We start from the raw sequence: 14,369 nt of genomic DNA, 5'->3' as shown, positions 1-14,369 counted from the left end.
TGTGGATGGGTGTGAAACGATCCGGTGTGACGGCAATGGCGGTGGCGCTGGCGGCAACCACGGCGCTCCCCGCCGGGGCCGCGGCGCAGTCGCGTGGCGGAACCGCGACGGTGTCGATCACCGCGCGCGACCAGCCGGTCGCGGCGTTCCTGCGCGACCTGTTCGGGCGGATCGGCCGCCCGGTCATCGCCAGCCCCAACCTGACCGGCACCGTCAACGGCGTCTTCTCGGGGCCGGTCGACCGGATCTACCGCGACATTTCGCGCGCCTTCAACCTCGTCAGCTACGACGACGGCGCCGCGCTCTACGTCTACACCACCAACGAACTGGGCGTGCAGACCATCCAGAGCGCCGATGGCGCGCGCATCCTCGCGCGCGTCCGTGCGCTGCGGTTGCTGAACGAGCGCAACACGCTGCGCGCCGCCGCCGACGGCACGCTGGTCGCCAGCGGCACGCCGCGCTTCATCGAACAGGTGACGGCGCTTGCCCGTGCCGGCGGCACGGCCCTTGCGGCGGCGACCCCGGGCGCCCGCCCGCTGCCCGGCTACGGCGGGGCGCTGCCCGCCAACGCGCCGGTGCAGCCGCTCGAGTTCCGCGTCTTCTACCTCCGCTATGCGCAGGCGCAGGACACCACGGTCTATTCGGGGCAGCAGCAGCTGACCGTCCCCGGCCTCGCCACGATCCTCCAGAATCTCGTGCTCGACCAGCGGCCGGGCGGCAGCGCGTCGCCGAACGCCCCGCAGTTCGGCGCGCGGCTCGTCCGCCAGAGCCAGCCGCGGCTGAAGGGCTTCGGCTTCGACCAGGTCCAGCCCAACGGCCAGCAGACTCCGCGGCTCGGCCTGCCGCTCGGCGGCGCCTATCCGCAAGGCGACAGCGACGTGCTCGGCGGGCCGGTCGCGGGCGGTGGCGACCTCGTCGCGCCGCTGACGCAGGACGTGGTGCGCATCGAGCCCAGCCCGCAGCTCAACGCGGTCATCGTCCGCGACGTGCCCGAGCGCATGGCCTCGTACGATTCGCTGATCCGCGCACTCGACGTCGAGCCGCAAGTGGTCGAGGTCGATGCGACGATCATCGACATCGACACGACGAAGCTGCGCAACCTCGGCATCAACTGGCGATTCGGCTCGGGCGGGTTCGGGGCGTTGTTCGGCAGCGGCGACGCCGACGGCGACGGTCGACTCAACCGCACCGGCGGCGGCAGGCGGAGCAACGTCGACAACATCACGCCATCGGCGCAGGGCGGCGTGATCTCCGCGATCATCGGCAACAGCCGCGAATTCATCGGCCGCCTCCAGGCGCTGGAGCGCAAGAACATCGCGCGCGTCGTCGCGCGGCCGCAGGTCATGACGCTGTCGAACGTCGAGGCATTGTTCGACCGCACCCGCACCTTCTACGTCCGCGTGGCCGGGCGTCAGGAGGTCGACCTGTTCAACGTCACCGCCGGCACGATCATGCGCGTGACCCCCAACGTCTTCCGCGACCACGACCAGACGCGCATCCGCGTCCGCGTGTCGATCGAGGACGGCGCGATCACCGCCGACCGGGTCGACGGGCTGCCGGTCGTCGACCGCGCCAGCGTCACCAACCAGACGATGGTGCAGGACGGCCAGAGCCTGTTGCTGGGTGGAATGACCGTCGATGAGGACAGCGACGTCGAGTACAAGATCCCGCTGCTCGGCGACATTCCGCTGCTCGGCAACCTCTTCAAGTCGCGATCGCGCTCGCGCGGGCGGATCGAGCGGCTGTTCCTGATCTCGCCGCGGGTCGTCGACGTCGGCACCAACGCCAGCACCGCGACGATGACCGTGCCCGCCCAACCGGTCCGCCCCGCCGCCTCCGCGCCGCTGGTGCCGGGCACGCGCGCCGCGACGCCGTCGGCGACGGGCGCGAGCCGGCCATGACCGACTCCGCCGTCCTGCGCGTCCTGACCGGGCGCCTGTCGGGCACCGAGAAGCGCCTGCCTGCGCAGGGGCGCGTCTCGATCGGGCATGAATTCTGGCAGGACGTGGTGATCCGCGATCCCGCCACGAAGGGCGTCGCGGTCGAGCTGGAGCGCGACGGCGACGCCGCGCAGCTGACCGTGCTCAGCGGCAGCGCGACCCTGCTCGGCTCCTCCGTAGCGGCCGGCGCCACCGCGCTGCTCCCGCAATACGTCCCCTTCGCGATCGGCGGCGTCGCGCTGGCGTGGGGCGAACCGGACAGCGATCGCTGGGCCGAGGCGGGGCACCTCGCCGACACCCAGCCCGCCCCGCCCGAACTGCCGGAGCCGGTCGCGGACCGCGCGCTCGCCGCGCTGGACGATGCCCGCACGCAGCTGGGCAGCCTTGTCGGCAACCGGCGCGTCGTCACGATCGCGGGCATCGCGCTGGCGGTGCTGCTGCTGGTGCTCGTGATGCCGACCGCGGTCGCCGGGCTCGGGTTGTTCGGTACCACCGAAAGCCGCGCCGAGCGCGCGCTGGCGCAGGCCGGGCTGACCCAGCTGCGCGTCGCCGCCCGCCCCGACGGCGACGGCGTGCTGGTCGAAGGCTTCGTCTCCAGCCCGGCGGCGCGCGAGAAGGCGCAGCAGGCGCTCGCCGCGCACGACATCCCCGCCGAGCTGCGCATCCGCACCACCGCCGACCTCGCCGCCGCTTCGGCGGACGTCGCGCGGCTCCAGAACATCCGCGCCGCCGCGCGCCCGCTGGGCTTGCGTGTCGTCGAACTGCGCACCGTGCCGGTCACCGAGGTGCAGCGCACTCGCTTGATCGCGGCGATCCGCAGCGACGTGCCCGGCATCCGCCAGCTGCGCATCCGCGGCGACCTGGCCGCCGACGAAGACGTCGCGGTCCGCACCGTGTCGGATGCGACCAAGAAGGTATCCACCGTCGTGGCGGGCGACCCGTCGTACATCCAGACCGTCGACGGGGCGCGCTATTTCGGCGGCGCGCTGCTGCCCAGCGGGCATCGGCTGGTCGCGATCCAGGGTAACATGGTCGTCCTCGACAAGGGTGGACGACAGACTCGCGTAACATTCTGAACCGAAAGCAAGAAGGAGCAAGGCGATGAGCGATATGACCGTCACGACCGGCCTCACCACCATGGCCACCGCCCCGCTGAACAACCAGCGCCCGCACGGCACCTCCGGCAGCTGGTTCGAGGCGCTGTCCGACGCGTGGGGCGCCACGCTCGACCGACAGGCGGGCAAGCTCGACACGCTGTCGCAGCAGCTCGGCGCCGGCGGCCAGGACAATCCCTCGCAGATCACCGAGCTGACCGCCGAGGCGATGCGCATGTCGTTCCTGTCGAACAGCTCGTCCAGCTCGCTCGACAGCGTCGGCAAGGCGCTGGAGACGATGGCGCGCAAGGGCTAAGCCGGGAGGACCGCGATGACGATCGATCCGATCGCGGCGGGCGGCATGGGCGTGTCCGTCGACATGCCCGGCGTCAGCCAGATGGGGCCGGGCGCGAGCCTGGCCGACATGACCGGCTTCCAGGGTGCGCTCGTCGTCGCGGGCGCGCAGCCCGCGATGTCCGTGGGCAGCCCGGACGCGCTCGCCCCGGCGATGAAGGCGATGCTGGGGCAGATCGAAAAGGTGAACGGCGAGGCGAAGTCGGTCGCCGACATCGCGCGCGCCGCACAGGCGAGCGGCGCGGACATGTCACCGGGCGAAGTCGTCAACCTGACGATGAAATGCCACGAGTTCATGTTCCACTGCCAATTGTCGTCCTCGATCGCGAACCGGACGTCGGACGGCATTCAGCAGCTGTTCCGCCAGCAATCGTGAGGCGCGCCCATCCGCTCGCCGCGCTCGGCGCGTTGCTGCTGCTCGCGGCGTGCGGGCGCGCGGAGCTGTACTCGAAGCTCACCGAGACGCAGGCCAACGAGATGGTCGCAGTGCTGCAAAGCGCCGGGATTGCCGCCGACAAGGAGGAGGCCGGCGAGAACCAGTGGAAGATCTCGACCGCCAAGGGCGATTTCCCGCGCGCGATCGAATTGCTCCACGCGCAAGGCTATCCGCGCGAGGAATTCCAGTCGCTTGGCACGCTCTTTCCAGAAAAAGGCGTGCTGTCCTCCCCCACCGAGGAACGCGCACGGCTGACCTTCGGGATGCAGCAGGAACTCCAGCAGACGATCACCCAGATCGACGGCGTGGTCGCCGCGCGCGTCCATCTCGCCTTGCCCGAGGCGCAGCCGCTGGCGGAAACACCGCCGCCCGCCTCGGCCTCGGTGTTCGTCAAATATCGCCCCGGCACCGCGATCGACCAGCAGATCGGCAAGATCAAGGCGCTGGTGGTCAACTCGGTCGAAGGGCTCACATACGATCACGTCACGGTCGAGACCTTCCCGGCCGAACCGATGCGGCTCGTCGCGCCGCAGCCCGCCGCCGGCGGCGTGTCGGGAACGGTGATCGGCGGCATCGTCGCGCTGCTGCTGCTCGTCGCGGCGCTGCTCGGCTATCCGGCGTTCCGGCGCTGGCACCAGCGGCGGCGCGCGATCGTCCCGCAGGCGCGACCATGAGCGCCGTCGCGCGCGCCGCGCTTGCCGCGCTCGGTCGCGACCTCGGCGGGGTCGCCGCGCCGCGCAAGCGCGCGCTCGCCGATCCGGCCGCGCTCGCGATCCGCTGGGAGGAACTCGCGCTCGTCCCCGGCTGGCTGCGCCAGGACGAGGCCGCACGCGACACGCTGGCCCGCCGTGTCGCCGCGCTGGCGCTGGCCGACGAACTCGCGCGCTCGATCGACGGCGCGTGGCTCGGCGCGCTGGCGGAGGTGGCGGGCAGCGCTGCGATCGACCATGCCATCGCGCACGCCGACACCGGGCTGCCGCAATGCGCGTGGGTCGCGGCGGACGCGCTCGCCCCGCTCGGCCATGCGATCCTGCGCCGTTCGCTCGCGCCCGGACTGCGCACGATCCTTCCGCCCGCGTCCGACACGCCTCTGGCGCTGACCGCCGGTGAAGCACGACAGCTGGTGGCCGCGGCATGAGCTACACCATCCTCGCCGCCGATCGCTTCGCGACCGTGCTCGCCGACGATCCGCTGGTCCCGGCCGCCGACATCGCCCCCTTGCGCGATGCGCTCGCGCTGCTCGCGCAGGCCCGCGACCTGCTCGACACCCGCGCCGCCGCGATCGACGCCGCCACCGCGCAGGGTCATGCCGAGGGTCATGCGGCCGGCTATCGCGAAGGCCGCACCGCAGGAGAAGCGGCGGGCGCTGCCTTGCTCGCCGAGATCGCCGCGCGCGATCGCGCCCGCGACGCCCGCCGCGCGCAGGAAATCGCGCGGCTCGCGCTCGAGGTCGTCCGGCGCATCGCGGGCGAGATCGGCCCTGCCGACACCGTCGCCGCGCTTGCCGCGCGCGCTGCCGCCGCCGTCGCCGCTCCCGCGGAGACCTTGGTCCGCGTCGCCCCCGCCGCGCTGGCCGCGACCGAGGCGCGGCTCGCCGGCGGCGCTAGCTTGCGCGTCGTCGCCGATGCGTCGCTCGACGCCACCGACTGCGTGATCGAAACCCCGCTTGGCCGCGCGCGGGCCGGGCTCGACGTGCAACTGGCGCGAATCGCCGCTGCCTGGGGGCTTGAGGGAACCGGCGATGCTGCGTGACGATGCCGCGCTGGTCGACCGGCTGATCGCCGGGCTGGACGGCGCGCGGACGCTCGACCGGCGCGGAAGGATCATCGAGATCCTCGGCACCACGCTGAAGGTCACCGGCCTCACCGCACGGATCGGCGAGGCGTGCGAGGTCGTCGAACCCGGCACCGGGCATGTCGTGCCGGTAGAGGTTGTCGGGATTGCGGGCACCGCAACCGTCCTCACCCCGCTTGGCGATGTGCGCGGGCTGTCGGTCGATGCCGAGGTGATCGTGCGCAGCGGCGACGACCGGGTCGCCTATGGCGACGCGTTGCTCGGCCGCGTGCTCGACGCGCGCGGTACCCCGATCGACGATCGCGGCCCCCTGCCCGCCACCCTTCCACGCCGCGCGCTCCATGCTCCCGCTCCCAACCCGATGCGCCGCCGGTTGATCGACGCGCCCCTGCCGACCGGCGTCCGCGCGATCGACACGCTGCTCACGCTGGGGCGCGGGCAGCGGATGGGGGTGTTCGCCGCGGCGGGCGGCGGCAAGTCGACCCTGCTCGGCTCGATCGCGCGCTTCGCCGCCGCCGACGTCATCGTCATCGCGCTGATCGGCGAGCGCGGGCGCGAGGTGCGCGAATTCATCGAGGATGCGCTTGGCGCGCAAGGGCTGGCGCGCTCGGTGATCGTCTGCGCCACCTCGGACCGCGCCGCGATGGAGCGCGTCCGCGCCGCCTATCAGGCGACCGCGATCGCGGAGGGCTTCCGCGCGCAGGGCCGCGACGTGCTGCTGCTCATGGACTCGGTCACCCGCTTCGCGCGCGCGCTGCGCGAGATCGGGCTGGCGGCAGGCGAACCTGCGGTGCGCCGCGGCTTCCCGCCCTCGGTCTTCGCCGAGCTGCCGCGCCTGTTCGAGCGCGCCGGTACCGACGAGACCGGCTCGATCACCGCGATCTACACCGTCCTGCTCGAGGATGAGGACGAAGGCGATCCGGTCGGCGAGGAAGTGCGCTCGATCCTCGATGGCCATATCCTGCTCTCGCGCAAGCTGGGCGCGGCGGGCCATTATCCCGCCATCGACATCCTCGGCAGCCTCTCCCGGCTGTTCCCGCGTCTCGCCACCCCCGATCACCGCGCCGCCGCCACGCGCGTCCGCGCGCTGCTTGCAAAATTTGCCGAGATCGAGTTCCTCGTACAGGTCGGCGAATACAAGCCCGGCACCGACCCACTCGCCGACCAGGCGATCGCCGCGCGACCTGAAATCGACGCGCTGCTCCGCCAGCCGCCCGACCGCGCCGAGCCGCTCGACGCCGGCCTGTTCCGCCTGCGGGCGATCGGCGGATGAGCCGCGCGGGTGACGAACGTCGACAGGCAACGCAATTGTTGCGACTGCGGCAGGTCCGCCTCCAGGCCGCCGCGCGCGCGCTGGCCGACGCGCGCACGCGGGCCGACGCCGCGCGGGAGGCGGCCGACCGCGCCGCCGACGACGCGACCGCCGCCGCGCGGGCGCAGGCCGAGGCGCACGCTGCGCTCGCCGCCGACCCCGCCGAGGCCGAACGACGCCTGGCGGTCCTCGACGCTGCCTTGTTCCGCAAATCGGTCACCGAACAGGCGAAAAACGCGGCCGACGCGGTCCGCAGCGCGCTATTTTCGGATGAGGTCGCGCACCGACGCGCCACGATCATCGCCCGCGCGCGCCACGATCTGCTCGCCGAGCGCGCCGCAACGCTCCGCCGCCGCGACCGCACGCGTACCGACGAGCGCCAGCACCTCGACCGCGAGGACACCAGGAGGTTCAAGTGACCGGCATCTCCGCGACCCGCACCACCCCCACGCGAGCCCCCGAGCCACAACAGCGTCCCGGACAGCCACCGCACGCCGACGATGTCCGCGCCATGAGCGACGCCTTCGCCCGCGCACGCGCCAAGACGCAACCGGACGGCACCGCTCCGCGCACCGCCACGGCCAAGATCGCCACCGGCAAGGACGCGGCGCGCCAAACCGCCAGCCCCCTTACTGGCGAAGCGCGCGAACGCACCGGCGCGCTGGCGACCGACGATCGCCACGGCATCCACCGCGACGAGGACCGCGACACCGGCGGCCAGTCGGGCGGCCAGTCCTTCGCCGGACAACTCGCCGCGCCCGTCGTCGGCGTCCCCACGATGCCCGCACCCCATGTCGATCCCGCCGCCTTCGCACAACTGCTCGCCGACCTGTGGACCCGCGAGAACGGCAAGGGATCGCGCGAGATTTCCGTCCGCTTCGGGAGCGACGCCTGGCCCGCGACCGGTGCGCGGCTCGTACGCAACGCCGCGGGAACGCTCGACATTTCGCTGGAGGTCGGCGGCGGCGACCCCAGTTATGCCGATCGCCTTCCCGGCTTGGCGCGGCACCTGAACGATGCCGGCATCGCGGTCGGCGCGCTGGCACTCGGCGGCCGAACCTAAGCGTTTCGATTAGAGCCAGCCCCGCCGCGACCGAGTATCGTCGCTCCCACGGTCAGGGAGGTGACAATGCAGATCGGCCAGGCGAATACGCTCAGTCCCGCGGTACGCGCGACCACGCCGATCCCGGCGCTTCAGCTGTCGTCGAACTGGGGAACGATCCCGCCGCTGGCCGGCGCGGCGGCACGGATGCTCGCCGGACCGGCCGCGGCGCCCTCGACGCAGGACCCTGCCGAGCTGCGCGCGCATGCCTTGCTCGCGCAGGACGTCTACAACGACACCGCCGCCCCGCCCGCCGGCTTTCGCGTCGCCAGCGAAGCGGAGCTGCACGACCTCAACCTCGACCCGTCCGTCCTGCAAGCCGGTGACTTCCGCGCGCGCGTCTATGCCGAGGGAAGCGGCGACGACACGCGCTACGTCATCGCAATGCGCGGCACGCGCTTCGAAAGCCTCGCCGACTGGACGACGAACGCACAACAGGCGTTCGGCGCCGACTCCGCGCATTATCGCTCCGCCCTCCTGATCGGCGAGCGCATCGGGCGCTCCGACCTGGCGGAGCAGGTGTCCTTCACCGGCCATTCTCTGGGCGGCGGGCTTGCCTCCGCCGCCGCGATCGCCGGTGGACGCCCCGCCGATACGTTCAACGCCTCCGGACTCCACGACGCGACGATCGAGCGTGGCGACGCGATCCGCGCCGCCAACGGCACCAGCACGACGGCATCGGTCCAGGCGTGGTACGTCGACGGCGAGATCCTATCGAGCATCCAGGACGGCGGCGACCGGGTGCTCGGCGGCGTGCTGGGCGGGATCCTGACCGGCGGTCCGGGCGGGGCGGCGGCCGGTGCGGTGCTGTTGGACCTCCCCGAGGCTTATGGTACGCGTCACGAAATGGACGCCGTGGCGCCGGAGGGATTGAATTGGTTCGAGCGAAATCTCAGCCCGATGCTGCCGATAAACCGGCACGGCATGGACTGGGTCTTGTCGAGCCTGCCGCGCTGAAGCATTTCGTCCTTCTGGCGGCGGCGCTCTCAGGCCTTGTGCCTGCATCGGCATGTTCGCGCGCCGCACCCACGGCGGCCCACGACTGCAAGGGGCCTGGCATGACCATGAAGCTCGACGAACGCCTGATCCTGAAGGCGGTAACGAACGGACAAGCGGGACGCGACATCGTCGCTGCGGTGTTCGCCGGCGACGCCGCCAAGGTGCGCGCGCTGGCGCAGCGCGACCCGGCGCTTCTGACGACCCACGTTCCCCCCGCCCGTTATCCCGACTTCCGCCCCGATGGCCAATGGGGCGACCTGCTGTCGATCGCGGTCGCGCGCTGCGACGCGACGATGCTCGACGCCTTGCTGGCGGCGGGCGCGGCACCGGACGGCGCAGTGCCGGGCCTGCCGCTGGACACGGCGGTCGGCACCCACGACCTGACGGCGATGCGGACGCTGTTGGCGGCCGGCGCGCGCCCGGACCCCAGCGGGCCGAATGCGCCATGGCCGTTGCGGACCGCCGCGCGCGTCGCCGATCCGGCCGCCGCCAAGCTGCTGATCGCCGCCAAGGCGCAGGTCGACCGCGTCGATGCGACCGGCAGCAGCGCGTTGCAGGACGCGGTCGACATGGATTCGATGCAAGTGGCCGAAGTGCTGGTCGAAGCGGGAGCGAATCCATGGGCTGTCGGTGCAGGCGGCGCCCTGCCGGCCTATGGTATCGGCCAGCTGCTGAAGCTGACGTCGCCCGAAGAAGAAGCCGCACGCGCACGGCTGGTGGCGAAGCTGCGCGCCAGCGGGGCGCCGTGGCCGGCGCCGGCTCCAGCCGAGGTGAAGGCGGCGATCCGGGAGCGTCGCTGGCCGCCCGCCGCCCTCGCGAAAGTGGGCGCCACGCCGCCGCCCGCTGCAGTTTTGGAAACGCTCGACGCGCGACGCTGAGCGCCTGACCGCGCTTCGAGCGCTTCGGTGCTGTCAGTCTGAAGCCACGTTAGGCAGGCTCAGCGAAAACCGCACGTACATCGGCGCCACCAGCCGGATCACCTCGGGCGAGGAGTTGAAGTAGCGGAACGGTGAGGCGGGCTTGCGCGGGCGAGGTATGACCCCGCCCTACTCCACCGTCCGCCGTTTACCAGCAGGTGCATTCGGTTCGACGGAGCCGTTCTCATCGGCCACGCTCCGAGCACTGAAAGAGCTTCGACGATGGAAGAGCAGCGATGCTCGTTCGCTACTGACCTCCCGGCATCTTCGTGCCGAGCAGCACGAGGTGGTCGCCCGTGATCCCGAACCAGTGTGGCACCCCCGCCGGGACGAGAAACACATCACCTGCCTTAAGCGATCGCGCCGTGCCGCCCTCGATGCGGTCGCCTTCGACCAGCCCTTCTCTACGCGGAACCGGCGAAATCAATTTGCCGCCCGACAGGAGAGTGCCCGCGCCTTCCAAAACGATGGCGTATTCGGCCTCCGTGGGATGAACGGCCGGCCTTCCCGGCGTCTTCCAAACCTCGATCGCCGCCACACGCGGACCATCTTGCACCAACGGCCGCCATGCGAACCCCTGCCCCGGCTTCATCTCCGCGAGCATCGATGCGAGCTGCTCACGGACTGCCGGGCCGCTGGCGAAATCGCCTGCTGCGTCTGAGCCCTTTTCGACTTTCGACTGAGCCACAGCGGCGGTGGACACCACGGCTCCAGCACATGACGAGAGCAGTAGTGCCGCCACGATCTTGCTGCCGATTATCTGCATGTGCGCCTCGATCTTGAAGGTACCCATGCTCGCACCAGCGGATGCCAACCGCAACGAAAGTGTTTGCGATCGCTCGTTTTTCTGACAATCGGCTGCCATTCGATTGAGGTAGATCCACAATCGGAGGGCGAAGAGGAGAGACTCATGCGAGCAGCGCTGATTGCGGCAGCAATGATCACGGCAGGGCCAAGCGCCCTCCATGCTGCAACGCCGCCTTCGCAACCAGTCACAGCACGCACATCGTCACAGCTTCAAGGTCCGTTCGAACTGCACTCGCGCGTCTATCCCGGCACAGTGCGGCGCTACTGGGTGTACGTTCCAGCAGACTACGACCCTGCTCGACCGCCGAACCTCCTGATCTTCCAAGATGGGCAACGTGCGGTAAACCCGAGCGGTTCACTCCGGCTTCCAGCAGTGCTCGACGACTTGATTGGTCGACACGACATACCGTCAACGCTGGGCATCTTCGTCACACCCGGCCATCGAGCTGCCCACTATCCCGACGATCTTGGAATGAACAATCCCGATCACCGCGTGGAAGAGTACGATTCGATTTCCGATGACTATGCACGATTGACCCTGAACGAATTGCTGCCGGCCGTCGCGACGCGATGGCGCTTCACGAGCGATCCGAGACGGCGTGCGATCGGCGGCACTTCGAGCGGCGCGATCGCGGCCTGGACCGTCGCATGGCGGCATCCCAATGCGTTTGGGAACGTCCTTAGCTTCATCGGCAGCTACACATCGATCGGGCTGAAGTTGGGGGCAAACGGCACGCCGGTCGCTTATGGAGGCGACACATACCCCGCCTTGATCCGAAAATCGCCGATCAAGCCGCTGCGTATCTTTCTTCAGGACGGTCGCAACGACCTCGACAATGAACACGGCAACTGGTTTTTGGCGAACCAGCAGATGCTCAAAGCGCTCGAATGGGCGAATGCGCACGCCGCCTCGGACGAAAAAACGGACGCTCGCTACGAGATCAATCACGTTTGGACTGACGGTGTGCACTCAGACGCAGACGCAGGTGCATTGCTGCCGGCTGCGGTTCGCTGGATCTGGCGCGGACAGCGCTAGCGTCAAATGTCGTCGCCACGATCTCATGCGACGACCGCTTATGGAGCGATGGTCAACAACAACGCCTATCTGACCACCACCGGACAGTCGATGTGGTCTGCCTACTGCCGTTCATCGACGTTTGCTTATCTCGGAAGCCGAACCTCCCGCACGCGTTAACCAGCCGTTGAGATTTCTCCGGCAGAGATTTCGCGGGGGAGTTCAGAAACTTGCGCGCATACCGGTTCAAATTGGCCACGCACATGCGCTGGAACTTCGTGGGGCTGGTGGCCTTGCCAGTCGCATTGCTGGCACTTGGCCTGACCGGCACGGTCTTCTACGCGCTACATGCTGCGGCAAGGCAGGCGGATCTGGTCTCAGCGACGCGACAGGATCATGAGGCGCGACTTGCGGTTGATGACTTGTTGGACGAGCTGGCGCAGAGCCAGGCCGGAGTTGCGATCTGGAGCCCGTTGCTACGCGAACTCTACAAGCCGCAGCCGAACTGGGATTGGGTCGACATCAACGCTGGAACGTGGCTGAACTACGTTTTTGCCCATGATGTCGACATCATCCTTTCACCGAATGATTCACCGGTTTACATGATGCAAGATGGCGTGCGTTCGACGTCGCTCGACCGCGCGGCTGGCATCTATACACATGCCGCGGCACCGCTGATCAACGCCGTCCGTGAGCGAACGCGGCGCGCGCCGAACCGGCATGAGCGGCTACCCGGCCGACCGATCGCATATCAGGCGACGGTCCGCACCTCACCCAGCGCGATCCACGCCACCAGCACGATGCCGGTGGATGGCCGCCCGGCCGCGGTCAGCGTGATGCGGATCATCCCCGACGGCAGTGACGGCGGCGCGCCGCCAGGAGCAGCGCCGCTGTTGCTGAGTGTCCGGTATCTTGACCATTCATTCGTGCAACGGCTGGCGTCGGTTCAACTGCTGGCCGGCGCGCGCGCTACGATAGGTGGATTGCGACCGTCGGAGCACGGCGTCACGCTCACCAACGAGGATGGCAGATCGTTCGGCACGCTCGCTTGGCGTCCGGATCGACCCGGGCAGACGGTGTGGAAGGCGATGGTACCGACGGCCGCGGCCGTGCTTGCCGGGTTGCTGGCCACTGTCGCCGCACTGCTCGTCGGCGTTGGGCACTTGCTGCGAAAGGATGCCGCCTCGCTCGAACAGCTGCAGGTTGCAAACCTTGAGCTGCAGGCCAAAGAAGCACAGGCGCATCGCTTGGCTTATCACGACACGCTGACCGGGCTTGCGAACCGCGCGCGGCTGATCACCGTACTCGACGACATGCTCGGCACCGGCGCCGTCGAAAGCGTGAGCGCGGTGCTGCTCATCGACCTGGACCGCTTCAAGCAGGTGAATGACACGCTGGGTCACTTGGGCGGTGATCACCTCATCCGGCAGGTGGCGATGCGGCTCGAGGCGCTGGTACTTCCGGGCGATTTGGTCGCGCGGCTTGGCGGCGATGAATTCGCCGTTTTGCTGAGTACCCGCGCAAACGAGTCCGCGATCGAAGCGGTCGCCGCCGCCATGGTGTCCGCCATCCAGGAGCCGTTCGTGGTGCTGGGCACAAACGTACATGTAGGCGCCAGTATCGGCATCGCATGCTTCCGTGACGGACGAGGTGACCGTACCGAACTGATGCGGACCGCCGATATCGCCATGTATCGCGCCAAGGCGGAGGGGCGGAACGGCTACCGCTTCTTCGCCGCGGACATGGACGAGAGCGTGAAGCTGCGCCGAGAGATTGAGGAGGATCTACGCGCGGCGATCGAGCGCGACGATGAGCTGCTCGTACACTATCAACCCCAGATGGATGGAAGCGGCACGAGCGTGATAGGGGTGGAAGCGTTGCTCCGGTGGCGTCACCCGCGGCGCGGCGCCCTGGCTCCGGCCGCCTTCGTCAGCGTCGCCGAAGAAAGCGGCCTGATCGGTGCGCTGACCCGCCGCGTGCTGCGGGATGCGTGCGGAGTGGCGGTGGCCTGGCCCGGTCTCTCGGTCGCGGTCAACATCTCACCGGTGCAGTTCCGCTCGCGCACGCTGGCTGCCGAGTTGATCGCGATCGTACGCGAAACCGGAGCGCGCGCGCAACAGATCGAGTTGGAGGTGACCGAAAACGTCCTCTTGGACAACGACGAAGTAGTGCGTACGACATTGAGCGCGCTACGCCGCGCAGGCTTTCGCATTGCGCTCGACGATTTCGGCACGGGATATTCAAGCCTAAGCTACCTGAGCAAGTTTGAAGTCGACAAAATCAAGATTGATCGCAGTTTCATACATCGGTTGGGGGAGGCGGATGACGCGGCGGCGATCATCCACGCCGTTGTGCGGCTGGGGCACGCGATGGGGCTTCTGGTTACCGCCGAGGGAGTGGAAACTGGATTGCAGCGCGCGTTTTTGGAGCACGCCGGCTGCAACGAGCTACAAGGATTTCTTTTTTCGGAAGCGGTGCCCGCCGCGGCGCTGCGGCCGTTGCTGGGGCGACTTGAGCAAGCCGCCTAGGAGCGTTTCGTCTCTCCGTCGGGCTAAGCCACTTAGACCCCCAGCACGAAGCCGCTGCGCGGCAGTGGTGG

At 69.4% G+C, this 14,369-nt stretch carries 15 protein-coding genes; 14 read left to right on the top strand and 1 reads right to left on the bottom strand.

What is annotated here, in order from left to right:
- Nucleotides 1-5 precede the first annotated feature (5 nt).
- The 12 genes from sctC (at nt 6) to J2Y58_RS02530 (ending at nt 9,909) form a co-directional block, all read left to right on the top strand.
- Entirely contained in the window at nt 6-1,901 is a 1,896-nt protein-coding gene (gene sctC, locus J2Y58_RS02585) for a type III secretion system outer membrane ring subunit SctC (RefSeq protein WP_310098231.1), read from the top strand.
- A complete protein-coding gene (locus J2Y58_RS02580; protein WP_310098228.1) occupies nt 1,898-3,016 on the top strand; it encodes a hypothetical protein in 1,119 nt (372 codons plus the stop codon). The genes sctC and J2Y58_RS02580 overlap by 4 nt, the downstream gene beginning before the upstream one ends.
- Nucleotides 3,017-3,041: 25 nt before the next feature.
- Entirely contained in the window at nt 3,042-3,350 is a 309-nt protein-coding gene (locus J2Y58_RS02575) for a hypothetical protein (RefSeq protein ID WP_310098226.1), read from the top strand.
- A gap of 15 nt (nt 3,351-3,365) precedes the next feature.
- On the top strand, nt 3,366-3,764 hold the full coding sequence (locus tag J2Y58_RS02570) for a hypothetical protein (RefSeq protein WP_310098224.1): 399 nt from the start codon (nt 3,366-3,368) through the stop codon (nt 3,762-3,764).
- Nucleotides 3,761-4,498 carry a type III secretion system inner membrane ring lipoprotein SctJ gene (sctJ, locus tag J2Y58_RS02565; RefSeq protein WP_310098221.1) on the top strand — a complete coding sequence of 246 codons (738 nt, stop codon included), beginning with the start codon at nt 3,761-3,763 and terminating at the stop codon, nt 4,496-4,498. The genes J2Y58_RS02570 and sctJ overlap by 4 nt, the downstream gene beginning before the upstream one ends.
- The gene (locus J2Y58_RS02560) at nt 4,495-4,962 is read left to right on the top strand and encodes a hypothetical protein (RefSeq protein ID WP_310098219.1); all 468 of its coding nucleotides are present in this window, start codon (nt 4,495-4,497) and stop codon (nt 4,960-4,962) included. The genes sctJ and J2Y58_RS02560 overlap by 4 nt, the downstream gene beginning before the upstream one ends.
- Nucleotides 4,959-5,576, top strand: a complete 618-nt coding sequence (locus tag J2Y58_RS02555) for a FliH/SctL family protein (protein WP_310098216.1) — start codon at nt 4,959-4,961, stop codon at nt 5,574-5,576. Before J2Y58_RS02560 ends, J2Y58_RS02555 begins: the two co-directional genes overlap by 4 nt.
- Nucleotides 5,566-6,891: a FliI/YscN family ATPase gene (locus tag J2Y58_RS02550; RefSeq protein ID WP_310098214.1), complete on the top strand. Its 1,326-nt coding sequence runs from the start codon at nt 5,566-5,568 to the stop codon at nt 6,889-6,891. The genes J2Y58_RS02555 and J2Y58_RS02550 overlap by 11 nt, the downstream gene beginning before the upstream one ends.
- Nucleotides 6,888-7,349 (top strand): hypothetical protein, encoded by a 462-nt coding sequence (locus tag J2Y58_RS02545; RefSeq protein WP_310098211.1) that lies wholly within the window; start codon nt 6,888-6,890, stop codon nt 7,347-7,349. Before J2Y58_RS02550 ends, J2Y58_RS02545 begins: the two co-directional genes overlap by 4 nt.
- A 92-nt stretch (nt 7,350-7,441) precedes the next feature.
- Complete coding sequence (locus tag J2Y58_RS02540) at nt 7,442-7,993, top strand: hypothetical protein (protein ID WP_310098208.1); 552 nt, start codon at nt 7,442-7,444, stop codon at nt 7,991-7,993.
- 66 nt (nt 7,994-8,059) lie between these two features.
- Nucleotides 8,060-8,989: a hypothetical protein gene (locus tag J2Y58_RS02535; protein WP_310098205.1), complete on the top strand. Its 930-nt coding sequence runs from the start codon at nt 8,060-8,062 to the stop codon at nt 8,987-8,989.
- A gap of 101 nt (nt 8,990-9,090) precedes the next feature.
- Entirely contained in the window at nt 9,091-9,909 is an 819-nt protein-coding gene (locus J2Y58_RS02530) for a hypothetical protein (RefSeq protein ID WP_310098202.1), read from the top strand.
- Between the two features lie 286 nt (nt 9,910-10,195).
- On the opposite strand, the gene J2Y58_RS02525 is transcribed toward J2Y58_RS02530, so the two are convergent.
- Nucleotides 10,196-10,741 (bottom strand): cupin domain-containing protein, encoded by a 546-nt coding sequence (locus J2Y58_RS02525; RefSeq protein WP_310098199.1) that lies wholly within the window; start codon nt 10,739-10,741, stop codon nt 10,196-10,198.
- Between the two features lie 117 nt (nt 10,742-10,858).
- On the opposite strand from J2Y58_RS02525, the gene J2Y58_RS02520 reads away from it, so the two are divergent.
- Nucleotides 10,859-11,791 (top strand): alpha/beta hydrolase-fold protein, encoded by a 933-nt coding sequence (locus J2Y58_RS02520; RefSeq protein ID WP_310098196.1) that lies wholly within the window; start codon nt 10,859-10,861, stop codon nt 11,789-11,791.
- A 242-nt stretch (nt 11,792-12,033) separates the two neighbouring features.
- Nucleotides 12,034-14,298: an EAL domain-containing protein gene (locus J2Y58_RS02515; RefSeq protein ID WP_310098193.1), complete on the top strand. Its 2,265-nt coding sequence runs from the start codon at nt 12,034-12,036 to the stop codon at nt 14,296-14,298.
- The last annotated feature ends 71 nt before the right edge of the window (nt 14,299-14,369 follow it).

Origin of the sequence: Sphingomonas sp. BE138 (assembly GCF_031456125.1) — a bacterium.
GTDB lineage: Bacteria > Pseudomonadota > Alphaproteobacteria > Sphingomonadales > Sphingomonadaceae > Sphingomonas.
Note: the sequence above shows the minus strand (reverse complement) of the source record. Positions and strands in the feature narration are given on the sequence as shown.

What these genes read in the sequence shown, in the direction of transcription:
- sctC (WP_310098231.1), top strand. Translation starts at nt 6, where the DNA reads ATGGGTGTGAAACGATCCGGTGTGACGGCAATGGCGGTGGCGCTGGCG.
- J2Y58_RS02580 (WP_310098228.1), top strand. Translation starts at nt 1,898, where the DNA reads ATGACCGACTCCGCCGTCCTGCGCGTCCTGACCGGGCGCCTGTCGGGC.
- J2Y58_RS02575 (WP_310098226.1), top strand. Translation starts at nt 3,042, where the DNA reads ATGAGCGATATGACCGTCACGACCGGCCTCACCACCATGGCCACCGCC.
- J2Y58_RS02570 (WP_310098224.1), top strand. Translation starts at nt 3,366, where the DNA reads ATGACGATCGATCCGATCGCGGCGGGCGGCATGGGCGTGTCCGTCGAC.
- J2Y58_RS02560 (WP_310098219.1), top strand. Translation starts at nt 4,495, where the DNA reads ATGAGCGCCGTCGCGCGCGCCGCGCTTGCCGCGCTCGGTCGCGACCTC.
- J2Y58_RS02555 (WP_310098216.1), top strand. Translation starts at nt 4,959, where the DNA reads ATGAGCTACACCATCCTCGCCGCCGATCGCTTCGCGACCGTGCTCGCC.
- J2Y58_RS02550 (WP_310098214.1), top strand. Translation starts at nt 5,566, where the DNA reads ATGCTGCGTGACGATGCCGCGCTGGTCGACCGGCTGATCGCCGGGCTG.
- J2Y58_RS02545 (WP_310098211.1), top strand. Translation starts at nt 6,888, where the DNA reads ATGAGCCGCGCGGGTGACGAACGTCGACAGGCAACGCAATTGTTGCGA.
- J2Y58_RS02540 (WP_310098208.1), top strand. Translation starts at nt 7,442, where the DNA reads ATGAGCGACGCCTTCGCCCGCGCACGCGCCAAGACGCAACCGGACGGC.
- J2Y58_RS02535 (WP_310098205.1), top strand. Translation starts at nt 8,060, where the DNA reads ATGCAGATCGGCCAGGCGAATACGCTCAGTCCCGCGGTACGCGCGACC.
- J2Y58_RS02530 (WP_310098202.1), top strand. Translation starts at nt 9,091, where the DNA reads ATGACCATGAAGCTCGACGAACGCCTGATCCTGAAGGCGGTAACGAAC.
- J2Y58_RS02525 (WP_310098199.1), bottom strand. Translation starts at nt 10,741, where the DNA reads ATGGGTACCTTCAAGATCGAGGCGCACATGCAGATAATCGGCAGCAAG.
- J2Y58_RS02520 (WP_310098196.1), top strand. Translation starts at nt 10,859, where the DNA reads ATGCGAGCAGCGCTGATTGCGGCAGCAATGATCACGGCAGGGCCAAGC.
- J2Y58_RS02515 (WP_310098193.1), top strand. Translation starts at nt 12,034, where the DNA reads ATGCGCTGGAACTTCGTGGGGCTGGTGGCCTTGCCAGTCGCATTGCTG.